Below are 22,349 nucleotides of genomic sequence, written 5' to 3'. Positions count from 1 at the left end.
AAGCTATCCGCACGTTGACCACTTTATCGTGTTACGAGGTGGGTTCGACGGATTTCAGGGCGCCTCAACGCCACAGTTCCGGAACAACTCGATGTAGTCGTCGACGACCGCGGCGTGGTCGAACGACCGGAAGGACTCGTCGATGTCTTGGAAGCCGTAGCTCCAGGCCTCCTCGATGGCGTCGTCGAGAGCTTCCATGTCGGTGACGCGGATGCCGCGCTCGCGGCGCTCGACGAGTTCGTGGGCGCTGGAGTCGCCCTGATACTCGACGATACCGACACAGCCGGCGGCGAGGGCCCACAGCAACTCCTCGGCGAACAACTCCCGTCGGGCGGTCTGGACGAAGGCGTGGGCGCCGCGGTAGATGGCGACGCGCTCCTCGCGGTCGCACTCGCCGGCGAACTCGACGCGGTCGGCCAATCCGAGGTCACGGGCCTGCCGCTCGTAGTCGGCCCGCTGGGGACCGTCACCGATGACCGTCGCCGTCCAGCCGTCCTCGCCGCGGAGTTCCGCCAGCGCGAGCAGGAGGCTCTCCAGATTGGCGTCCTCGTCGAGCCGGCGGGCGTACACCACGTCGCGGCGCTCGGCGGGGTCGGTGTCGGCGACGAGCGAGAAATCGATGCTCTGGGGGACGACGGTGGTGTTCTCCTCCGTCGCGCCGAACTCCCGGACGCGCGTCCGCTGGAGTTCCGAGGGCGTGACGACTCGCGTCGGAACGCGAGCGGCCGTCCCGGTCCACGGCGACCTCTCGACTTCCGGTTCGTCGCCGAACCACTCACAGACGAGCGGCGCACGTGCGAGCGTGGCGCCGATTCGTGCGGAGACGACGGCGCCGGGCGGCGACGCCGAGGCGAGGACGACATCGGGGCGGTGCCGAGCGAGCAAACCCGGAATCCGCGTGTAGAACAGCGGCGGCGTATCGAAGGTGACCGACTCGTAGACCACGTCGTCGAGTTCGAACTGCCGGGTGTCGCTGCCCCACCAGCCGAGACAGTACACCCGAACCTCGTGGCCGCGAGCGGCGAAGCGGCGGGCGAGTCGCCGGAGGCGGAGGGCGCCGTCGCGGTCGGACTGCGGCGGTGGCCTTCTGAACACGACCGCGATTCGCATGGACTCGACGACGAAGCGGGGTGGCAAAAAGGAATGGGAATCGGGGCGGTCCGAACGCTCGGCGGCAGTCGGTCACCGGCGAAGTAGCTGTGTCAGGTCGGCGGTGTACCGCTCTGTCAGTTCTCGGACGACGAGTCGGTCCCGCGGGTCGACGCCGATGACGCGGAGGGCGCCCACGTACGCGGCGATTCCGCTGACAGCGCCGACGCCGACGGCCGCCAGTCCCGGAACGGCGAGTCGAATCACCCACATGATTGCAAGGGCGACGACCCCCGCCGCCATCGGGGTGAGAAACGTCCGGTCGAACGGCCACAGGCGCTCGAACCGTCGCAACAACAGCACCTGGATGCCGTTCTGGATGGCGATGGCGAGCGAGGTGCCGAGGGCGGCACCCACGAGACCGAACCGGAGGACGAACGCGTAGGTCAACCCGACGTTGAGCGTCGCGAGCAGCCAATCGAGCAGCATCCGGGCGTACTGGTGGTCGGTCATCATCAGGAGCCAGCCGGTCGCCCCGACGGCGCTGCCGACGGAGACGCCACCGAGGTAGACGACGAGGGGAAGATATCCCTCGACGTACCCCGGCCCGAAGACGCCGAGTAGCTCGCGTCCGTACACGACGAGCACCGCCAGTATCGGGACGACCGTCGTGACGATGAGTCGCGTCACAGACGAGTAGACAGCGTTGAGCGTCTGGGTTCGGCCGTCGGCGTACAACTCCGAGGCGACGGGCGGCAACAGCTGATTGAACGACAACAGCGGAATCCACGCGATGGCGACCAACACGAGGACGGCGTTGTACACCCCGGCCGCGACGGCCGTCAACAGCGCGCCGACGAGGAGCACGTCGATGCGGTTCTGAAACACCTTTCCGAGACTGCTCATCGCGACCGGCGCCGCGTGGTTGTAGAACCGGCGGGCCTCGGTTCTCATCCCACGGGGCGACGGGACGACGCCAGTCACCCGCGCCGCAACCGGGACGACGACGAGGGCGAGCAGTCCCGTCGCGACGACGATGGCGCCGGCGACGCCGACCACGGAGTACCCCGCCGCGAGCGCGACGGTCGCACCGACGAGACGGACGGCCGGGCGGAGCAGTTTGTTGAACAGCACTTCGCCGCGGGCCGACCCGACCGCCCGAAAGATGGCACTACCAACTGTGATGACACCGAGCAACACCACGAGCACACCGAAGGCGCGCATCGTCGGGACGAACGACGGCCGGGCGACGGTGAGGTCGTTGAGTCGCGGTGCCGACAGCCAGACGGCCGCGGCGATGGCGATGCCGAAGGTGAGAGTAGTGAGGTAGGCCAACCCCGCTACGGCAGCGCGTCGCCGCGGGTCGTCTTCGTAGGACGGGAGGAACCGCTGCAGTGCGGGGACGCTTCCGAACGTGACGAGTTTGACGAGCAGTTGGGTGATTCGCCACGCCAGCGCGTACACGCCGTAGGCGGCGGGGCCGAGACCGCGTGCGAGGACGACCTCAACGGTCGTCATCAGTAGCCGCTGGCCGGAGACGCCACCGGAGGTGACGACCGCGCCGTGGGCGATGGTCAACAGCGCCTCGCGTTCGTCGTCGGGAATCGACTCGACCGAGTCGTCTCGGGTTCGGCCCACTGGTCGTAGCGTTCCGTCGGTGTCGTCGTAAAATCGTCGGGTTCCCGACGAGGGCGGCCGCAGAGAGTCGCCGGGCGAATCGCTATTATGCACCGCCTCCACAACGCGGACGTGTACGACATCGAGCGCTATCTGAACGTCCGAAGCGCCTTCGGGGCGAGTTTCGCCCCCGACGGCACGCTCGCGTTTCGGATGGACACGACTGGGACGCCACAGGTGTGGACCGTCGAGGAACCGGGCGCGTGGCCGACACAGCGCACCTTCTACGACGAGCGAGTCACCTTCAGCACGTGGTCGCCCGAACGGAACGAACTCGTCTTCGGGAAAGACGAGGGCGGCAACGAACGCCAGCAGTTGTTCCGACTCGACGCCGACGGGACGGTACGGAACCTCACCGCGACGGACGCGAAACACCGGTGGGGTGGCTGGAGCCACGACGGCGACCGCATCGCCTTCGCCTCGAACCGACGCGAGGAGTCGGCCTTCGACATCTACGTCCAGGGACGCGAGGAGACCGGCGACGACGCCGAGTTGATACACGAAGGCGACGGCTGGCTGTCGCTCGGCGAATGGAGCCCCGACGACTCACGGCTGCTCGTTCACGAAGCCTATTCCAGTTTCGACCACGACGCCTACGTCCTCGACGTGGAGTCCGGGGAGTTGACCCATCTGACCGACCACTCCGAGGACGCCATCCGGTATTCGAGCCTCTCGTGGTCGCCCGACGGAACGGGGGTGTACTGCTGTACGGACCTCGATGCCGACACGCTGTATCTCGCGCGACTCGACGCCGAGACGGGCGACATCGAGACGGTCGAGGAGGGCGGCGAGTGGAACCTCGACGGCGTCGCCTTGGACGACGAGACGGGCCGACTCGTCTACTCGCGGAACGTCGACGGCTACACGAAGTTGACCGTCGGCGAACTGACCGGCGAGACGACTATCGAGGCGTTTCCCGACCCCGAGATTCCGGCGGGGGTCGCCGGCGGTGTCGCCTTCGACGACGAGGCCGACCGCTTCGCCGTGACGGTCACCGCCGACACCGAGAACACGAACGTCTACGTCGTCGACGTAGCGTCGGGCGACGCCGAGCGGTGGACTCGGGCCTCCACGGCGGGTATTCCCGAAGAGACGTTCCGCGAAAGCGAGTTGGTGCGCTACGAGACGTTCGACGACCGAGAGATTCCGGGCTACCTTTCGCTTCCGGAGTCGGCACCGGAAGAGGGCACGCCCGTCATCGTCGACATCCACGGCGGCCCCGAGAGTCAGCGGCGACCATCTTTCTCGCCGGTCAAGCAGTACCTCCTCGAACACGGCTACGCCGTCTTCGAGCCGAACGTCCGCGGGTCGACCGGCTACGGGCGGGCCTACACCCATCTCGACGACGTCGAAAAGCGGATGGATTCGGTGGCCGACATCGAGGCGGCCGTCGAGTGGCTCGCCGACCGACCCGACATCGACGGCGACCGAATCGTCGCCAAGGGCGGTTCCTACGGCGGGTTCATGGTGCTCGCGGCGCTCACCGAGTACCCCGAACTGTGGGCCGCCGGCATCGACACCGTCGGCATCGCCAACTTCGTGACGTTCCTCGAAAACACCGGGTCGTGGCGCCGCGAGTTGCGCGAGGCCGAGTACGGCTCACTGAGTGAGGACCGTGAGTTCCTCGAATCCATCTCACCTATCAACAACATCGAGAGCATCGAGGCGCCGCTGTTCGTCCTCCACGGCGCCAACGACCCCCGCGTTCCTGTGGGAGAGGCCGAACAGATAGTCGAGCAAGCCAGAGCACAGGGCGTTCCGGTCAGGAAACTCATCTTCGAAGACGAAGGCCACGGCTTCTCGAAGTTGGAAAACCGCAAAGAGGCGTACACCGAAATCGTCGACTTCCTCGACGAACACGTCTGAAGACGGCTTTCGAGGCCGGATTCGGGTATTCGAGCGGGAGTCGATTTTGGGCACAAGCCTTTTGGTACGTCAACACATACCACAGTGTAAGAGGTGGTGACCAGTCTACGGGGAAACACACCAGCAATCGACCGGACGAATCGCCATCGAACGACTGCTGTAGTGGTATCGACTCGAAAACTCCCGACCCAAGAGGGCCGACGCACTGCATCGAATCGATTCACAACCCACGTTTGAACCGAGCACCGAGGGTCCGGACCCTGTCCCGAGGACCGTAGCGAAACCGACGCGAACCGAACGAATCGAAAAACGAACCGAGCAACCGACGGACCGAGCGAAACACACGACCGAGTATTTTTTCGAGCGCCGATACCGCTACCGTGCGTTCTCCAGTTCGTCCATCGCTTCGGGGTTCTCGATGGAGGACATGTCACCTAGGTCCTCGCCGGTGTAGGTGGCCTGAATCGCTCGGCGGATGATTTTCCCGGACTGAGTTTTGGGGAACTCGTCGACGAACAGCACCTCCCGCGGCCGGAACGGTTTGCCGTGTTCCTCGCCGACCTTCGCGCGGAGTTCCTCTTTGAGGTCCTCCGACTCCTCGTAGCCCGGCTCGAGGACGACGTAGGTGACGACGGCGGTGCCGGTGGTGTCGTCGGGAACGCCGACGGCAGCGGCCTGATTGACAGCCTCGTGTTCGATGAGCGCGCCCTCGATTTCGGCGGGGCCGACCTTCCGGCCGGCGACGTTGAGCGCGTCGTCGGCCCGACCGTGCAGGAACCAGAAGCCGTCCTCGTCCTTCTGAGCCCAGTCGCCGTGGTCCCACATCGGCGGGTCCTGGAAACTCGACCAGTACTCGTGGAGATAGCGGTCGTCACCCTGCCACAGCGACTTCGTCATCGACGGACAGGAGTCCCGCGCGACGAGATAGCCGCGCTCGTGGTCCTCGGCGATGGACTCGCCGGCCTCGTCGACGATGTCGATGTCCATCCCGAGTCCGGGCCCGCCGAGCGTACACGGCTTCAGCGAGTTGATGGGCATCGGCATCAGGAAACAGCCGAAAATCTCGGTCCCACCCGAGATGTTGATGATGGGCGCCTCGCTGCCGCCGATTTCCTCGTAGAACCACAGCCACGATTCGGGGTCCCACGGTTCCCCCGTCGACCCCAACAGTCGGAGCGAGGAGAGGTCGTGGCCTTCGACCCACTCGTCGCCCTGCTTGCGAAGCGCCCGGATGGCGGTCGGCGAGATGCCGAACTGGGTGATGTCGTGGCGGTCTATCATCTCCCAGAACCGGTCGGGTTGTGGGTGGTCCGGGGCGCCCTCGTACATCACCATCGTCCCGCCGAAGGTGTGGGTGCCGATGAGCGTCCACGGCCCCATCATCCACCCGATGTCGGACACCCAGAAGAACCGGTCTGAAGGCTTCAAGTCGAACCCGAAGTACACTTCCTTTGCGGCCTGCAGTTGGGCGCCGGCGTGGGTGTGGACGATGCCCTTCGGCTTGCCCGTCGTCCCCGAGGAGTACAGCAGCATCGACTCGTCGCTGGCGTCGAGTTCCGCCGTCTCGTAGTCGTCATCCTGTTTTGCGACCGACTCGCTCCAGTAGACGTCTCGGCCCTCGGTCATCTCGGGGTCGCTGTCTGGGAAGCGCCGGTAGACGACCACGTCGGTCACGTCGTGGTCGGCCTCCTCGATGGCTTCGTCGGCGGGCGCTTTCAGCGGTATCTCCGACCCCCGTCGGTAGAAGCCGTCGGCAGTGAACAGTACGTCGGCTTCGGGGTCCTCGATGCGGGTCGCTGTGGCCTCGACGCCGAAGCCCGAGAAGATGGGAACGGCGATGGCGCCGACCTTGAAACAGCCGTACAGGATGGAGATGACCTCCGGCACCATCGGCATGTACAGCGCGACGGTATCGCCTTTCTCGACGCCGACGGATTCGAGGTAGTTGGCGACCTGATTCGACGTTCGGGAGAGTTCGTGATACGTGAAGTTCCGAACGTCGCCGTCCTCGCCCTCCCAGATGCAGGCGACCTTGTTCCGGCGCTCGGAATCGGCCGCCGCATAGCGGTCGACGGTGTTGTGGGCGACGTTCAGTTTCCCGCCGGGGTACCAGTCGGTGAACTGCGGCCCCTCCGAGTCGTCACGGACGCTATCGTACTCCTCGTACCACTCGATGTCGAGATAATCGGGCAATTCGTCCCAGAACCACTCCACGTCGCTCGTGGTGCGTTCTATCAGTTCCTCGTAGTCGTCGATGCCGTACTCCTGCATGAACGCGTACACGTTGGTCGACTCGACGAACGCGTCGTCGGGCTCGTGTACGATTTCGTCGAACTCCTCGAGAGACTCCATACTGTGATGTGTTCGCACCCGCCGTCAAGTAGTTTTCTTCCTTGAAAAAACAAAAAATGAATTTCATGTTGTCCGAGGAGGGGGAACGGTTTTGCGTCGGCCGCTCCAACGCAACGCTATGTACGTCCGGGACGCACGAAACCGCGATGAGGCCTGGCTGTTAGACCACATCGAGGCGATGGGCCTGGACGAAACCGCCTTCCGGTCGCGGGACTACGTCATCGCCGTCGACGAGGAGTCGAACACCCGAGCGGGGTTCGGCCGGATTCGAGTCCACAGCGGCGACGACGGCGAGGTGTGTGAACTCACCTCCATCGGCGTCCTCGACGGCTGGGAACGACAGGGCGTCGGCGCCCACGTCGTCGAACGCCTCGTCGACAGCGCCGAAGCCGAAGGGTTCGACCACGTCTACTCGCTGACGAGTTCCCACGACTACCTCACCCAGTTCGGCTTCGAAGGCGTCGCCTCGGAGGACCTTCCGGAAGTGTTGCAGGAGCGACTCGAATCCAAGCGGGAGTCGCTGGACCCCGAAGCCGTCCCCATGCGCATCGACACCGAGCGGTTCCGAATGCCCGAGCGCCTCCGCGAGCGGTTCAAGGTCGCAGCCGAGGCCCAACCCGAGCCCGAACCCGAGGAATCCGCCGAGGACTTCGGGATCGACCCCGACGAAGCGACCTACAAGTACGACACTAGCTGACTCACTTCGACAGACTGCGGAGGTCGACCTCTGTCGGCGGTTCGAACTCGTAACACAGCGACTCCCCGAGAACGTAGTACCGGTGTTTGCCCACGTCCTCGATGACGCGTGCGTCGGTATCGATGGCGATGTCGACGAGGTCCTCGAGGGCGTCGATGCGGACGCGCGGTTTGTCGTCGGCAGCGGTCGACACCGAACCCCGGGAGATCCACTGGTCGAACTCCTCGCGCTGGGCGGCAAACGACAGGGTTCGGCGTTCGGCGTCGGTCACCTCGAACGCCCCGCGATATCGGCCGGCCGCGATACCGGCGAGTCCCACGAGCGAGAGGACGACGAGCAGCGGCCCGAGCGCGCTCCGGACCGGGCCGTAGCTCCGTTCGACCGTCACTGTCTCGGTACGTGGATGAGATTCGGTCTCCCCGGAGGGTCCGCTCACGCTGTAGGTATCCGAACCGGGGTCGAGCGTGAGCGTGTAGGTGGCTTCGTCGGTTGCGTCGCCGCCCGCGGCGCTGCCGGTGGCTTCGACAGCCGAGACGACGCTGACCGAGGTCTCGCCGGGCGAGGCGCCGAGGTCTTCACGAACGCCTTCGATTTCGGCGAGCACTTCGGTCACGTTGATGGTGAACGTCGTCGTCGCCAGCTCTCCGGGTGCGACCGTTTCGGAGGTCGTTCCGAGCGGTTCCTCGATGCGCCACAGTTCCTCGGTGTCGCCCTCCTCACCCTCGGACACCGACCGGATGACGAGCGTCGTGGTACTCTCGACGGTCAGTTCCCCACTCGGTGCCTCGAAGCCGTATCTGAACTGCCCGTCGAGTTCCGGCCCGAGTTGCGTGTAGTACAGCGAGCGGTCCTCCAACGTCTCGCCGACGTCGAACACCCTGTTTTCGGTCTGAATCGTCGAAGAGTGGGTGTAGCCGCCGACGGAGCGCCACTCGCTTACGGTCCGCTGTTCGGTCTCCGTCCCCGGTTCGACGTTGGTCGTGTAGGTCAGTGCCCCGCCGACGAGTAACACGACGACGAGCGCCGCCGCGATAACCACCGCGTAGTCGGCGACCACCACCTTCGCCCGTTTCCCCCACATTTCGTCCCGGCAAACGCGAGGCCACAATAAAAGGGTTGCCACGCCCGTCAGAACCACGAGCTTCGAGAGCGCGAGCGGGTCCGAACCGGCGAGGCACCGAGTAGGAGGAACCCGACGAGCAGAAACGCCCCACCCATCAGCAGGCTCGTGACGAGCGTCGGCAGCCACGGATGGACCGCGTACAGCCCCGCGACGACGCCGAAGGGCAACACGGCGAAGTATCGGTGTTCGGCGACGTATTGGGGGTAGTAGCCGGTCTCCGGCGGCGCCTGTAAGGTGACCGTGACGTTTCGCGACTCGCCGCGGTCCATCCGTATCGACGTCGGCTCTACGTCGACGTTGCTGCTCGCGGGTGCATAGAAGGCATAGACGGGTAGCTGGCCGCCGTTGAGCGCCGGGTACGTCAGGTTCGAGGTCTCGTTCGTCGGCACCGTCGTCGGGTTCTCCGAGTCGAACGACGCGCTCACCATGCCGTACTCCTGGGTGTTCGACATCGCGACCATCGTCCCGCCGCTGACCAAGGCGACGAACAGCGCCATCGCGAGCACGAGTCTGCGGGGGTCGTAGATGCCCTTCCGGCGCCGGGTTCGCTTGACGACGCGCTGTCGTCGCTCGTCGTCGAAGAGGAACCCGAAGAGAAGCACTGCCAACCCACCGCCGGCGATGAGGAGCGCCAGCCCCTGCGTGCCGAGGAACGCCCGCGTCCCGAACGTCTGTGCCAGCGTTCGCTGGACGGAATCGAGCATCCCGCGGGCTGCCTCGGTCAGGAGACCCAATCCCGGAATGACGACGACCTCGCCGTTCACTTGCCACGCTGTCGCGACGATTTGGCCCTCCGTGACCGGCGGCTCTTGGCCGTCCTGGTCGGTGAAGGGATTTGCGTCACCGCGGGTGATGTACCCCGATTCGGTCTCGCCGACGACCCGGTGGGTCGTCAGCCCGCCACCTTGGAGGTTCTGAGCTTCGAAGACGATAACGTCGCCCTCCTCAATGTCGCCGGCGACGGGTGAGGGAATCGCGACGAAGCCGTCGCCGGGTTCCAGCGTCGGCTCCATGCTTCCCGTCTCGACGAACCCCAACAGCACGGGCTGGCCGAGCGCGGCCCCCGCGATGAGCGCGACCAACGCCAACACTAACAGTAGTTCCACCCCCCGGGTGGCGTAGCCTCGAAGCGACACGTACTGTTTCTCTCGGCGGCGATTGGGAAAAGCGTTTCACCGGGACTGGTGGGGTAGTCGTTCGAAAAAAGTCGTCAGCAGACGGATTCCCGTGCGTTCGATTTATTCGATGCCGGGTTCGGCAGCCTCATTCGCACCGACGACTAATTCTTCACTTAGACTAGTTCCATCACTCGTCTCTCCACTTCTCGTATCGACCTGAAGCGACACGTACACCGATTCCCCCGGCGGAATTGCTTCATCCGGGTCGTTGTCGTTGTTGAAGCTTAGCGCTTCCACTGCATTATTTTGCCCTTGAGTAGGGTCGTCCAAATCAAGTACGCTCGTACGAACGGCTTCCGCGCCGTCAACCGTGCTTGGGTCTCCCTGTGAAGCACCGTCAATTTTCGTGGCTGCGCCTTGCAGGTACACTGTTGCATTCGTGTTCGCGGTAGAGGTGTTCAGACCGATTCGAATGTCGAGAACCTGACCGCTTCGGTTTCTAACGACGAAGGCTGACTGGTCCGTACCTCCGTTGTTGCCAGGAACCCATGGAGCCCCCGATCCGGCTGCCGCCGGGGCTGAGTCACTGTCGTAGAGACTCTCGAAGCTAATGCCATCACCCGTCGCACTATCGTTCATTGCGCCAAGCTGGTATCGAGCATCGTCGTTGACACCCGAACCACTGGCATTCCTTCCGAGGTCAATGTAGAGTTCACCATTCTCGTGACCGACTTTATCACCAACGCCTCGAGCACCCCCCCTTTTCCAGTTGGATGTATGCGCTCTTGTCGTTAGCCACAGTAACGTCCGCGTCACGCGTTATCAGCGCCGACGTAAACGCACCACTTCCTACTGCTGCCGCCGAGCCAGCGGCGAGCGATCCCATTCCGATCAACATCTTGCGTCGTTTCACCATAGTTGGTCTCACCTTGGTTGTCACGCCCCCCCACATGAGGTGCGCTTACACGGCCCAAGGAGATGTAGGGGCATTGTATTGAGTCGTCTGAACGCCGTTCAGAGTCGTTCTGAAGGTTACAAACGAGATGTTACTCCGGTTCGAGTGTGAGACCGTTGACCGAACAGTCAGCCACGCGTCTGACGGTGATTTCCGCCGGCACAACAGTCGATTATCGAAACACAGGGACCTCAATACTTTATTCCGTGGTATTGTCTCACGTGGTGGGCAATAGGGGATCTATGTCAGCCACAACATCACGGGGGCACGGGGACGACTCGGGCGGCCCCACTGTCGAGTCAGGGGAACCGACACGCGACGAGATCTACGAAATTCTGTCGAACTCGCGGCGCAGATACGCGGTTCACTACCTCCAGTTTCACGAGGAACCCGTCGAACTGGGGACGCTCGCCGAACAGCTCGCCGCCTGGGAGTGTGACACTACAGTTCGGAACGTAACGTCCGCCCAGCGAAAGCGGACCTACACCGCGCTCCAACAGGAGCATCTGCCGAAGATGGACCGGGTGGGAATCGTGGAGTTCGAGCGACGGGACGGCGTCGTCAAGCCGGCCGAAGCGCTCTCGGATATCGACATATACACCGAGGTCATCTCCGGGTGGAACTTCCCGTGGAGTGACTACTACCTCGGTCTCTCCGCTGTCGCCGCCGCGTTGCTGTCGGCGGCGGCGCTGGATATCGTCCCGTTCGGACTGTTTCCGGATATCGGCTGGGCGGTGTTTTGTGTCACCGCTTTCGCCGTCTCGGCGCTCGCACACGCCTACATCACTCGGCGCATGAAACTCGGCAAATCACCGAATCCACCGGAATTGAGAAGCTAATATGAACACTCTCAAAGTCCTCGGCGTCCTCGCGGTCGCCACGTCGGTCGTGTTGCTCGCGTCCGGAACCGGGAGTTTCACGGCCGCCAACGCCGACCGGACGACTGCACTATCGGTTGCCGACGACGAGTCTGCGCTCGTCGGCTTTGAGGTGTCCTGTGAGGAGAAGACAGTGCGGCACGGTCCACACGATAGAGGACCGGATAATCACCTCGTCGACGCCGACCTGGGAGGCAACGAATCCGCAGGGAACGACGACGACGGCGTGGATGCGGACATCTTCTCGGAGAGTTCGGCCGGCAGCGACAACGACCTCGTCGACGCCAATGTCTTTGCGAACGAGTCAGCTGAAAGCGACAACGATCTCGTCGGTGTCGATATCGGCTCAAAAGGAATTACAGTCGACAGTTCTCCGAGCGTGTCGACGCGCGCCGAGCTCACGGTGACGGTCACCAACCGATTCGCTCGGCCACTGGAGGGGACGGTCACGGTCGATGGCACCACGAAGGATGTCGGCCCGACTTCACCGGGTAGGACGGACGACGCCACCTTCGAGGGATCGTTCGAAGCCGGTGACCCGATTACGATTAACGTGACGAAGCCGATTACTGCGACGCTCAACCGAAGCGTCCCGGAGGACTGCAAGCACGCGACCGACGACCCAGAGAAAGGAATCAGTTTCCTCGCACTCTGTGGCGTGTCGCTCGATGCGGACCTAAACGTCTCCGTTGCGAAATGGAACGGCAGCGAACCCACCGCAGTGCACTGGGAGAGCAGCGGGTCGGTCGAGGTGGTCGTCACGAAAGCCGGGTCGAGTACTGGAGACAGCAGTGCATCAGGGCCGGGAATCCAAAACCACCCGGTTGGTGATTCTCTCAGTGGAATCGTCGACGCCTTCGGGACGGACTCACAGCCCGAACAAACTCCTCAATCGCCATGCCCCGACGGCATCGTCGGCGTGAAGTTCGATTTCGGTGGGTCGAGCTTCGACGACGGAGAGAAAGTGGGTAGCTAACCGACGCCGAGGGCGACGAACTCGAAACGCGTGGCAAGTAGGGGTGGTCCGCGGGCGACCGGCGACACGCCGTGTGGTTTATAAACAAAGGCGATTCACCATCTCAGTTTCTCGCTCCGTGTTGGTAATCGGCGATTACTAACATCAAGAACATCTAATAGTATAGGGAGGAAACACCGGACATCTCTGGTATTTTATCACCTGTCTCTAGAACTATCAAAACCTACTTGTTCGAATACCCCCGTGTTACACATCCACACGGTTGTGGGGAGGGGAACGATGTACGACAAACTACCAAGAGTGGGGCACATCGGTACAGCCAGTGGGGGTCGCGAGTTGGCGTGCGACGACATCTTCGAGATCCTCAGCAACGACCGACGACGGTGTATCGTTCATTACCTGAAAAAGCATGACGACCGGCGCGTTGACCTTGGAGAACTCGTCGATTACGTCGCCGCGTGGGAGACGGACACGCCTATCGATAAACTGGATGGCGACAAACGCAAGAGCGTCTACGCCGCGATTCGACAGACACACCTCCCGAAGATGGAGAAGGCAGGCATCATTAAGTATGAACACGTGCGCGGGGAAGTAGAGTTGACCGACTGTGCCCGCGAGGTGCAACTGTATCTTGAGTACGTCCCCGGAAACGACATTCCGTGGAGCGAGCTGTATCTCGGTCAGTCGGCTGTCGCAATCTCGCTCATCACCGTTGCGTGGACTGGTATCTACCCGTTCGGGCTCCTCTCGGCGTGGTGGCTCGCTTTGGGTGTTGCAACCGTCTTCACCGTCACTGCAGCGACTCACACCTACCAATCGAGACAACGCCGGCTTGGGACCGGCGAGTACGAAATCGAGACGCTGGGGTAGCAGTCCGTCCGGTCACACCCACGCCTCCGACCCGGGGAGTCGAAGCCCGACTTCGACGCTGACGTACGTCGCGACGAACGCCAAGGCGTAGCCGAGCAGGTGCGCATAGAGGTTGACGACGCTCCCGCCGGCCGTCGGGTCCACGGGGAAGGCGACGAAGACGAACGCGAGGAACGCGAGCAGTCCGGCGGCGAACAGCTCGAAGTGGCCGGCCATCCCCGCGGCCGCCCGAACGTTCGAGCGGAGTCGGCCCGGGTGCTCGAAAGCCGGCAAGGCGTACAGCAGCGCCGACAGCACCGACGCCGCCGCCAGCCCGTAGGTCACCGGCGACCGAACGCTCAACAGCGCCGACAGCGCCAACCCGATGAAAAAAGAACGCGGGAGCGAGCGACCGACGCGAGCCGATATCGAACTGCGCGTCGAGGTAATCGGCGAGCGCGATGGGCAGGTAGCCGACGAACGCCAACAGCACCCCCGAGAAGCCGTAGCCTACGCTCGGCCGAATGACGGCGAGGTTCAGATACGACAGCGCGACCGGGAAGGCCGCGAGGAAGACGGCGAGGGCGACGAAGAACCGCCGCCGGTGGCCGCTCAGGGCGCTCAGCAGGTACGCCAGCGGCGCGACGAGCAGGTAGCCGCCGACGTTGACCAGCAGGTGGGTCGAATCGAGGTGGACGAACGCCGAGGTGTAGGCGGTGAGTAGCGAGGGGTCGGTGTAGGCGAAGGTCAGCGATTCGCGGGTCGCACGCGGGAGCGAGAAGACGGCGACGAGGACGAGCGGGACCGAAAACAGGAGTGCAAGGTCGCTAGCACGGACGCTCTTTCGGAGAATTCCGAAAAACGACGTCGCCGTCTCATCGCTCATTACGCCTCTATTCGCTTTCGATACGGTAAAAAGAACGGCCGGTATCGAGAACTGAAACGCCGGGAATTATTCTCCGCTTCGGCGGCGCCGAGCGAGAGCGAACAGAAGCAGCAGCCCCGCGAGCGCGCCGAGGAGCCCCAGTAGCGACGATGGGTCGAGGCCTGCTTGCTCTCCGGTCGGGTCGTCGGTGGGCGTCGGCGTGGGTGCGGCCGTCGGTGTCGACGTCCCGGTTCTGGCTTCCGAGCCTCCGCTCTCGGTTGCGGTGGCCGTTGCCGATGGGGTCTCCGTTTCGGTATCCCCTCCCGAGGGCGTCTTCGTTTCAGGGGTTTCGGTGTCAGCCGATCCGCCATACCCGAGAGATTCGAACGACCCGGCGTCGGCCTCGGTCTCGACTTCGGGGTCGAGGACCGCCATCACGTTGATGGAGCCGAGCGTGATTTCGTCGGTCTCACGGGTGTCGATGCGCATCGCTATCGTCTCCGAATCGCCCGGCTGCATGAACACGCCGTCGGCTTGGCTCTCGGCCGTTCCCTCGCCCGGAACGTAGAACTCGACGGCGTTGCTGTCGTGGGAAATCCAAACGGTCGCATTGGTTTGCTGGTCAAGGACGTTCTCAACGGTGAACACTGGACCGATATCGGTGACGGCGTCGTTGTTGACGCCTTCAGCGTTCAGGTTCGGGTTCTCCTCTGTGAGGATGATCTGGATTTCGCCGGTCTCGTCGTCTATTTGGGTGTATATACCCTTACCGGCAGGTTCAAGCTCAAGAACGTCTGTCTCCTCATAAGTAACAACGTCGGCCCCCCCAGTGACAACTACAAGCGAGATTCCACCAATTAATCCAAAAAGTAATAAAGAAAGTACGTATCGATTTTGAGTGGTACTCCGAGATTTATTCATATCAAATTAAATTTATATACGGTTATCAGGGGAATGGTAGTTGAATATTTGATTAATTGCTTCCTGAAGATTCGGAGCTATTTATATATCTTTTGGTGTCTATTCTTCAGCGTAGAAGTCCATGCGATCACCAGAAGCCCATTGTGCATCGCTGAATGCTTCAACGGTGAAATCTACTTCAGGAGGATTAACCTGCTCCGTAGCGATTACCCGTGTAATAACATCAACACTTTGTCCCGGGTCTAATTCAACGTGGCCAGCGTTTTCGATAAAGTTGTAGCCCGTAGCCCCAGGATGTTTTCGAATAGACTTCTGACCAGTTGTACTACCAAATGTGGGTCCGGTTGACGGAGTTGATTGACGTCCAATCACGCCAAATTCACCGCCACTAAGATTATTAGCATCACCACTTGGAGTGGCAATAAATTGGAAATCAACACCTGCGGGCACAGTGATAGTGGCCTCGTCAGCTGCGTTTCCAGTCGTATCCGTAGTTATATCGTTGTTCGAAAGTGGATTCTCCACTTGAACGTACATCGTTTCGGCGCCTTGGTTGATGAGTTCAAATGCGGGCCGTGCTTCGGTCACACCGATATTGACCCCCTCTCCACCATCTTCAGTATCGGAAGCAAAGTCAAGCGATAGCGTCCCATCAGACTGATTAACAAATGGTGAGTCGGTATTTCCATTAAGACCCAGGTACGCGTCTGCATCTCCTGCCACATCCACTTTGTATCCTCGGTCTGCACGGATGACACTTGTCGCGCCTGAACCAACTACAGCAGCTCCGCCGGCAGCAATTGAACCCATTCCAATCAAGAAGTTTCTTCGTTGCATTGTATTTTCACCTTGGTTTTCGCGCGGCCCCACGCCCCCACAATTCACGTCGACCGACCGGGTGTCAGTGGCTCCGCGCTTACTCACCCCAAAGAGAGGACACCCCTTCTGTATGCACTGGCAGAACCGAACACAGCCCCGGCCTGCGAACGGACAGCAGAGGGCTGAATCGCGCACAGCCCCATCCTGAAACGTCCCCGAAAGACGCTTAACCAAGCATTAATCGCAGTTTTACCGGGAGATGGGTGCTATTCGGCGCGATCTCGCCGCGCGTGCCGTAGCTCAAAACCGGTTCCGCGCCCGATAGTCGACCCTCGGAAAGAAGAACCGACCGCTATCCGTTGATTTTCCAGAGCGCGCGCGAGAATTAGTGATATTATTCCACAGAGATAACTATAGATTTTCGGAGACAGCTAGTAGTTCGAAGCCGTGGTTCGAGAGTCAAAAATGCTCTTATAAATAACCCATCCCTAATCACCGGCCAATTATATACCAACCATCCAAAACCGCCATACTGCGGCCGAATTGCTACCCGAATTTCGGCTCAAACCGCAAAACCATCGTAGGGTTTAATTAGTGCGACCCGCGTCAGACAACATGTAGTCCTCTGGTGGGGGAACATGAGTCTCAAAGGAACCACACCTCTCCGAGTCGGTGTCACCCTCTGACAACGCATCGTCGCTGCCGCGCGACGAGGTCTTCGAGGTGCTCAGTAACGCCCGGCGCCGCTGTGCGCTGCAATATCTCAAACAACAGGACGACCGTCGAGTCGAGTTGCGCGAGCTCGTCGACCACGTCACCGCGTGGGAAAACGACACCACGACGGCCGAAATCGACAGCGCCGAGCGCAAGCGCGTCTACACCGCGCTGCGGCAGAATCACCTGCCGAAGCTCGACGACGCCGGTATCATCGAGTACGAACACATGCGCGGGGAGGTGGAGTTGACCGAGGACGCACGCGAAGTCCAGATGTATCTGGAGTTCGTCCCGCACAACGACATCCCGTGGAGCGAGTACTATCTCGGACTGTCGGCGGTGGGGGCGGCGCTCGTCGCCGCCGTGTGGGTGGGGGTGTACCCCTTCGGTGAACTATCAGGTCTTGGACTTTCTGTGATTCTCGTCGCTCTGTTCGCCGTTTCTGCCGCGGTTCACACCTACGACGCCGCACGGAACCGTATCGGCTCCGAGAAATACGAGGTGTGTGACGAATGAAGCGCCGCAGCGTTCTCGCCTCGATGGGCGCGTTTACGGCGAGCGGGAGTCTGGTGATGGGGTCGGGGGCGTTCACGTCGGCGGAGGTCGAGCGGGACGTGAATATCGACGTAGTTGGGGACCCGTATGCGTTTCTTGGGTTGCGATACCCGAACGAGGACGGGACGTATCCGACTGAAGACGAACCGAACGCCACGCCCCCGGAAACACTGAATGTGACCAGTGGTGAAGAGCAGGACCTGTTTCATGCGACGAATCAGTTTGCAGGAGAAATAACGGGGTTCTCGCTGTCGGTCGACGAACGAGGCGACGAATTCGACTCCATCGAAGTAAACGAGAAGCCACCAGACGAATTCACCCCTGGAGAGGATGCTTTTGTTACCGTCGAAATAGATTGCAACGGCAACGCGACCGAAGAGGTCGTCTTCGGAATCGAAGCCGAAGGAGAGGGTTTCAGTGTCTCTGCACAGCGGCGTTTCGAAATCAGCTGTTCACTGCCAACAGCAGCCACGACTGCGCCCAGATTCACAGGAGGGGGCCAGTTCAAGTACGACGAGAGTCTGGACGGAAAGACGCTGCGTGCGTGGTATAGGCGGGACGGGACAGTTTACAGAACAGGGGAGCAGTCAGGAGAGGGGGAAAGCGTCGAACTCAATGATTTCGATGGAGTGTCTGGACGACCGACAGGCGTTTTCGCTATCGAATTCGTCGAAGACGATTCGTCGACGTTCTTCATCCGACGAACGTTCCTCGAGGCGGATTCGTGTGATGTCGAACAGCGTACGACTGATGCAGTAGAAAAGTCGCAAACCAAGTTCTGCGACGAGATAGCGGACTGTGAGTTGGACGGACAGATAGAACTCTGTTCGAATTAGAATCCTTCCCAGTCCACCACCCGAACGTCGTCAATCCGCTCGAAATGCCCCACGTTCGCGGTCAGCACGGGCAGTTCTTCGCTCCGAGCGGTCGCGGCGATGTACACGTCGTGGAGGTCATCGAGCCGTTCTCCATCAGCCTGTAAGTCGGCGACGATTCGGGCCGCATTCACGCCGACGGGACGGGTGACATCGAACTGCTCGAACCGAGAGAGCAGTCTCTCGAGGCCGACGACCGCCTGCTCGTAGGCCTCCGTTCCGCGCTCGTATCCCTTCTCGACGCCGAGGTACAGTTCGGTCACCGTCACCGAACTGATCGCGTGTCTGCCCTCCTCGTCGAGTCGTGCGACTTTCTCGTCGATACCGCCGCGGTCGATATCCACGAGGACACTGGTGTCACAGAGCATCATTCCTCCAGCCGTTCGAGCGTCCCCTCGCTCATCTCTCGAACGTCCGTCTTGATTCCCTCGGCAGCGTCGTCAGGCAGTACCTGCTGTCCGGTGACATCGGAGAGCGTTGCCCCCTCGTCGAGCTGCTCGGCGATTACCTCGCTGAAACTCCGGCCGTCCTTCTCGCGTCGAAGTCGCTCGTAGACGTCGTCGGAAATAGAGATGTTCTTGCTCATATATTTCGTATGGGTACCCATACGCAAAAGCGTGCTGTCGCACCCATCCGCCAACCCTTAAGCCCCGCGCGACCCCTTTCTCTAATAATGTTCGACCCCGACGACCTCGAAGCCATCCGCGAGGGCCACGAGGACTGGAAGGACGACACCTTTGGCCCCACCGTCGAGCGCTTCGGGGAGCGCAAAGAGCAGTTCACGACCGACACCGGCGGCCAGGAGGTCGACCCCCTCTACACCCCCGCCGACATCGCCGACCTCGACTACGACGAGGACATCGGCTTCCCCGGCGAGTCGCCGTACACCCGCGGCGTCTACTCGACGATGCACCGCGGCCGACTGTGGACGATGCGGCAGTACGCCGGCATGGGCACCGCCAGCGAGACCAACGAGCGGTTCAACTACCTGATGGACGAGGGCCAAACCGGCCTCTCGATGGCCTTCGACCTGCCGACACAGATGGGCTACGACTCGGATTCAGCGATGGCCGAAGGCGAGGTCGGCAAAAGCGGCGTCGCCATCGACTCCCTCAACGACATGGAGACCGTCTTCGAGGGCATCCCGCTGGACGAGGTTTCGACCTCGATGACCATCAACGCCCCCGCGTCGGTGCTGTTGGCGATGTACATCGCCGTTGGCGACCGACAGGGCGTCGACCGCGAGGAGTTGCGCGGCACTATCCAGAACGACATCCTCAAGGAGTACATCGCTCGGAACACCTACATCTTCCCGCCGGAGCCCTCGATGCGCATCATCACGGACATCTTCGAGTTCTGTGCCGCCGAGGTGCCGAACTTCAACACCATCTCCATCTCCGGCTATCACATCCGCGAGGCGGGCGCGACCGCCGCCCAAGAAATCGCCTTCACCCTCGCCGACGGCGTCGAGTACGTCGAAGCCGCCATCGACGCCGGCCTCGACGTCGACGAGTTCGCCCCCCAACTCTCTTTCTTCTTCAACGCCCACAACAACATCTTAGAGGAGGTCGCGAAGTTCCGCGCCGCGCGCCGGATGTGGTACCGAATCATGGAGGAACGCTTCGATGCCGAAAAGCCCGCCTCCAAGCAACTGAAGTTCCACACCCAGACCGCCGGGTCGACGCTGACCGCCCAGCAAGTCGAGAACAACGTCGTCCGCGTGGCCTATCAGGCACTCGCCGCGGTTCTCGGCGGGACCCAGAGCCTCCACACCAATGGCAAAGACGAGGCGCTGAGCCTGCCGACGGAGAAATCCGTCCGCACCGCCCTGCGGACCCAGCAAATCCTCGCCCACGAATCCGGCGCCGCCGACACCATCGACCCGCTCGCGGGCAGTTACTACGTCGAGAGCCTAACCGACGAACTCGAAAACGAGGCCTTCGACATCCTCGACGACATCGACGACCGCGGCGGAATGCGAAAGGCCGTCGAGAGCGGCTGGGTCCAAGGCGAGATTCAGGACGTCGCTTTCGAGCGCCAACGCGAAATCGAGACTGGCGAGCGAATCATCGTCGGCGTCAACGAGTATCAGGTCGACGAGGACCCCAAAGAGGACATCGAGGAGGTCTCCGAGGAGGAACAACAGCAACAGAAAGAACGCGTCCAGGCGATTCGCGACGACCGCGACCAGGCCGCCGTCGACGACGCCCTCGCCGACCTCAAAGCGGCCGCCGAAGGTGACGAAAACGTCATGCCCTACATCGTCGACGCGGTGAAGGCCTACGCGACGACCGGCGAAATCTGCAACGCGATGCGGGACGTCTTCGGCGAGTACCGCGCCGGCGTCTGAGTCGGGAGGTTATTTCTCCCTCGGCGACCGACGGAAACGCATGCGCTTCGACCACGCCGGCATCGCCACCGAGAACGCCGAGAGCCTCGCCTTCCGCTACGAGGACATCTTCGGCTGTGACATCGCCCACGAGGAACGGTTCGGGGACCTCCGAGTCATCTTTCTGGAACTGGAGAACGGCTACTTCGAGTTGCTCGAACCCCAAGAGGAGGGAACCATCTCGAAGTATCTGGAGAACAACGGCCCCGGTTTACATCACATCGCCCTGGAGACCGACGACATCGACGCCGCCCTCGAACGCGCAGAATCCGCTGGCGTCGAGTTGATAGACGAAGAACCGCGGCCGGGCGCGTGGGGCCATCAAGTGGCGTTCCTCCACCCGAAATCGACCGGCGGCATGCTCGTCGAGTTCGTCGAACACTGACACGGCGGCAGCACGCTTTTTCACCCGCCGGACTACTCCCGGATATGGCGCTTTCGACCCCGCTGTGTGACGCCCTCGAAATCGAGTACCCCATCGTACAGGCGCCCATCGGCAGCGTGACCAGACCCGAACTGGCCGCCGCGGTGTCGAATTCGGGCGGCCTCGGGACACTGGCGGTGACGTGGCGGCCGCCCGACCGAGCCGCCGAGTTCGTCGAGCGAACCCGCGAGCGGACCGACCGCCCCTTCGCCGTCAACGTCGTTCTCGACCCCGAAGCCAAAGAAGTCGCAACGGAGGACCACCTCGATGCGGTCCTCGGTGCTGGCGTGCCAGCCGTCTCCTTCTCGTTCGGCGATGCGACACCGTACATCGAACGCGTCCACGACGGAGGCGCGTCGGTGCTCGTCACCGTCGGCAGCGCCGAGGAGGCCGAGACGGCCGCGGCGGCCGGCGCGGACGTAATCGTCGCACAGGGCTGGGAAGCCGGCGGCCACGTCCAAAGCGAGGTGGCGACGCTGCCGCTCGTCCCGCGCGTCGCCGACGCCGTCGACGTTCCGGTCGTCGCGGCGGGCGGCATCGCCGACGGCCGCGGTGTCGCCGCCGTCCTCGCTGCCGGGGCAGATGGTGCGTGGCTCGGAACCCGATTCGTCGCTACCGAAGAGGCCGCCGTCGAGAATCACTACCGGGAGCGCATCGTCGACGCCGAGGAGACCGAGACGCTGTACTCGGAGTTGTTCGATATCGGATGGAAAGGGATGCCCCACCGCGTTCTCCACAACAGCACCACGGAAGCGTGGGAACGAGCGGGCCGCCCCACCCCCGGCGACCGACCCGGTGAGGGCGAGACCATCGCCGAATACCCCGGCGGCCACCCAATCGTGCGCTACGGCGACGACCTCCCGATGGAAGGCGTCGAGGGCGACCTTGACGCCCTAGCGCTGTACGCCGGACAGAGCAGCGGCCTCACCGACGAGGTACAGCCGGCCGCCGAGGTGGTCGAGGAGTTGGTCGCCGAAACCGAGGCGAGAATCGACCAGCTATCGGCAGTAGTCCAGTAGAAACAAGCATCCGCGAGCGAACGGAGTGAGCGAGCGGTTCAACCGCGCCGACCGAAGGGAGGCGCGGGACCGAGGCTCGACTGGAAGGAGAGCCGACGTGTCTTTTTCATCGACGTTTTTGCCGGCGGGCCGCAGGCCCGCCGTGCAAAAAGGTCGTTAGTAGAACTCCCGGACGAGGTCCATCGCGT

General features: G+C 62.4%; 23 protein-coding genes. 12 read left to right on the top strand and 11 right to left on the bottom strand.

Annotated features, from left to right (window positions below):
- Positions 1–54: 54 nt before the first annotated feature.
- Positions 55–1,110: a glycosyltransferase gene (locus GJ631_RS08835; RefSeq protein ID WP_156708801.1), complete on the bottom strand. Its 1,056-nt coding sequence runs from the start codon at positions 1,108–1,110 to the stop codon at positions 55–57.
- Between the two features lie 72 nt (positions 1,111–1,182).
- Positions 1,183–2,727 (bottom strand): lipopolysaccharide biosynthesis protein, encoded by a 1,545-nt coding sequence (locus GJ631_RS08830; RefSeq protein WP_370518610.1) that lies wholly within the window; start codon positions 2,725–2,727, stop codon positions 1,183–1,185.
- Positions 2,728–2,814: 87 nt separating this feature from the next.
- Here GJ631_RS08830 and GJ631_RS08825 point away from each other — a divergent pair, with 87 nt between their 5' ends.
- Complete coding sequence (locus GJ631_RS08825) at positions 2,815–4,632, top strand: S9 family peptidase (protein ID WP_156708800.1); 1,818 nt, start codon at positions 2,815–2,817, stop codon at positions 4,630–4,632.
- 375 nt (positions 4,633–5,007) lie between these two features.
- Here GJ631_RS08825 and GJ631_RS08820 read toward each other — a convergent pair whose 3' ends face one another.
- Positions 5,008–6,984 (bottom strand): AMP-binding protein, encoded by a 1,977-nt coding sequence (locus GJ631_RS08820; RefSeq protein ID WP_156708799.1) that lies wholly within the window; start codon positions 6,982–6,984, stop codon positions 5,008–5,010.
- 118 nt (positions 6,985–7,102) lie between these two features.
- Here GJ631_RS08820 and GJ631_RS08815 point away from each other — a divergent pair, with 118 nt between their 5' ends.
- On the top strand, positions 7,103–7,681 hold the full coding sequence (locus GJ631_RS08815; RefSeq protein WP_156708798.1) for a GNAT family N-acetyltransferase: 579 nt from the start codon (positions 7,103–7,105) through the stop codon (positions 7,679–7,681).
- A 1-nt stretch (position 7,682) separates the two neighbouring features.
- On the opposite strand, the gene GJ631_RS08810 is transcribed toward GJ631_RS08815, so the two are convergent.
- The 3 genes from GJ631_RS08810 to GJ631_RS08800 all read right to left on the bottom strand — a co-directional run bounded on the left by GJ631_RS08810 (position 7,683) and on the right by GJ631_RS08800 (position 10,561).
- Positions 7,683–8,762, bottom strand: a complete 1,080-nt coding sequence (locus GJ631_RS08810; protein WP_156708797.1) for a DUF5305 domain-containing protein — start codon at positions 8,760–8,762, stop codon at positions 7,683–7,685.
- A 47-nt stretch (positions 8,763–8,809) separates the two neighbouring features.
- A complete protein-coding gene (locus GJ631_RS08805; RefSeq protein ID WP_197424928.1) occupies positions 8,810–9,940 on the bottom strand; it encodes a signal peptidase I in 1,131 nt (376 codons plus the stop codon).
- Between the two features lie 102 nt (positions 9,941–10,042).
- Positions 10,043–10,561: a hypothetical protein gene (locus GJ631_RS08800; RefSeq protein ID WP_156708796.1), complete on the bottom strand. Its 519-nt coding sequence runs from the start codon at positions 10,559–10,561 to the stop codon at positions 10,043–10,045.
- Between the two features lie 558 nt (positions 10,562–11,119).
- Here GJ631_RS08800 and GJ631_RS08795 point away from each other — a divergent pair.
- From GJ631_RS08795 to GJ631_RS08785, 3 genes are all read left to right on the top strand, one after another.
- Positions 11,120–11,716, top strand: coding sequence for a hypothetical protein (locus GJ631_RS08795; protein WP_156708795.1), 597 nt, complete (start codon positions 11,120–11,122; stop codon positions 11,714–11,716).
- A 1-nt stretch (position 11,717) separates the two neighbouring features.
- Entirely contained in the window at positions 11,718–12,731 is a 1,014-nt protein-coding gene (locus GJ631_RS08790) for a hypothetical protein (protein WP_156708794.1), read from the top strand.
- Between the two features lie 243 nt (positions 12,732–12,974).
- Positions 12,975–13,601, top strand: a complete 627-nt coding sequence (locus GJ631_RS08785) for a hypothetical protein (RefSeq protein WP_197424926.1) — start codon at positions 12,975–12,977, stop codon at positions 13,599–13,601.
- Positions 13,602–13,613: 12 nt separating this feature from the next.
- Here the strand turns inward: GJ631_RS08785 and GJ631_RS18545 are convergent, their stop codons facing one another.
- Complete coding sequence (locus GJ631_RS18545; protein ID WP_197424924.1) at positions 13,614–13,943, bottom strand: hypothetical protein; 330 nt, start codon at positions 13,941–13,943, stop codon at positions 13,614–13,616.
- 22 nt (positions 13,944–13,965) lie between these two features.
- Between GJ631_RS18545 and GJ631_RS18540 the strand changes: the two genes are divergently transcribed.
- Positions 13,966–14,304 (top strand): hypothetical protein, encoded by a 339-nt coding sequence (locus GJ631_RS18540; protein WP_197424923.1) that lies wholly within the window; start codon positions 13,966–13,968, stop codon positions 14,302–14,304.
- A gap of 228 nt (positions 14,305–14,532) precedes the next feature.
- Here GJ631_RS18540 and GJ631_RS08775 read toward each other — a convergent pair whose 3' ends face one another.
- Complete coding sequence (locus GJ631_RS08775; RefSeq protein WP_197424922.1) at positions 14,533–15,093, bottom strand: hypothetical protein; 561 nt, start codon at positions 15,091–15,093, stop codon at positions 14,533–14,535.
- On the opposite strand from GJ631_RS08775, the gene GJ631_RS18535 reads away from it, so the two are divergent.
- A complete protein-coding gene (locus GJ631_RS18535; protein WP_197424921.1) occupies positions 15,061–15,306 on the top strand; it encodes a hypothetical protein in 246 nt (81 codons plus the stop codon). The two genes, GJ631_RS08775 and GJ631_RS18535, sit on opposite strands and share 33 nt — an antisense overlap.
- 159 nt (positions 15,307–15,465) lie before the next feature.
- Here GJ631_RS18535 and GJ631_RS08770 read toward each other — a convergent pair whose 3' ends face one another.
- Positions 15,466–16,203, bottom strand: a complete 738-nt coding sequence (locus tag GJ631_RS08770; RefSeq protein ID WP_156708792.1) for a hypothetical protein — start codon at positions 16,201–16,203, stop codon at positions 15,466–15,468.
- 654 nt (positions 16,204–16,857) lie between these two features.
- Between GJ631_RS08770 and GJ631_RS08765 the strand changes: the two genes are divergently transcribed.
- Both GJ631_RS08765 and GJ631_RS08760 read left to right on the top strand, forming a co-directional pair.
- A complete protein-coding gene (locus tag GJ631_RS08765) occupies positions 16,858–17,415 on the top strand; it encodes a hypothetical protein (protein WP_370518609.1) in 558 nt (185 codons plus the stop codon).
- Complete coding sequence (locus tag GJ631_RS08760; protein WP_156708791.1) at positions 17,412–18,290, top strand: hypothetical protein; 879 nt, start codon at positions 17,412–17,414, stop codon at positions 18,288–18,290. The genes GJ631_RS08765 and GJ631_RS08760 overlap by 4 nt, the downstream gene beginning before the upstream one ends.
- Here the strand turns inward: GJ631_RS08760 and GJ631_RS08755 are convergent.
- Both GJ631_RS08755 and GJ631_RS08750 read right to left on the bottom strand, forming a co-directional pair.
- Entirely contained in the window at positions 18,287–18,697 is a 411-nt protein-coding gene (locus GJ631_RS08755; protein ID WP_197424920.1) for a type II toxin-antitoxin system VapC family toxin, read from the bottom strand. The two genes, GJ631_RS08760 and GJ631_RS08755, sit on opposite strands and share 4 nt — an antisense overlap.
- On the bottom strand, positions 18,697–18,915 hold the full coding sequence (locus GJ631_RS08750) for an antitoxin VapB family protein (protein WP_156708789.1): 219 nt from the start codon (positions 18,913–18,915) through the stop codon (positions 18,697–18,699). Before GJ631_RS08750 ends, GJ631_RS08755 begins: the two co-directional genes overlap by 1 nt.
- An 87-nt stretch (positions 18,916–19,002) precedes the next feature.
- On the opposite strand from GJ631_RS08750, the gene GJ631_RS08745 reads away from it, so the two are divergent.
- The 3 genes from GJ631_RS08745 to GJ631_RS08735 are packed head-to-tail and all read left to right on the top strand — an operon-like array spanning position 19,003 to position 22,161.
- Entirely contained in the window at positions 19,003–20,679 is a 1,677-nt protein-coding gene (locus tag GJ631_RS08745) for a methylmalonyl-CoA mutase (protein WP_156708788.1), read from the top strand.
- 40 nt (positions 20,680–20,719) lie between these two features.
- Positions 20,720–21,103: a methylmalonyl-CoA epimerase gene (gene mce / locus GJ631_RS08740; protein ID WP_156708787.1), complete on the top strand. Its 384-nt coding sequence runs from the start codon at positions 20,720–20,722 to the stop codon at positions 21,101–21,103.
- 44 nt (positions 21,104–21,147) lie between these two features.
- On the top strand, positions 21,148–22,161 hold the full coding sequence (locus tag GJ631_RS08735) for a nitronate monooxygenase family protein (protein WP_156708786.1): 1,014 nt from the start codon (positions 21,148–21,150) through the stop codon (positions 22,159–22,161).
- The last annotated feature ends 188 nt before the right edge of the window (positions 22,162–22,349 follow it).

This window comes from Natronomonas sp. CBA1123 (genome assembly GCF_009741925.1).
In the GTDB taxonomy this organism is placed as follows: domain Archaea; phylum Halobacteriota; class Halobacteria; order Halobacteriales; family Haloarculaceae; genus Natronomonas.
Note: the sequence above shows the minus strand (reverse complement) of the source record. Positions and strands in the feature narration are given on the sequence as shown.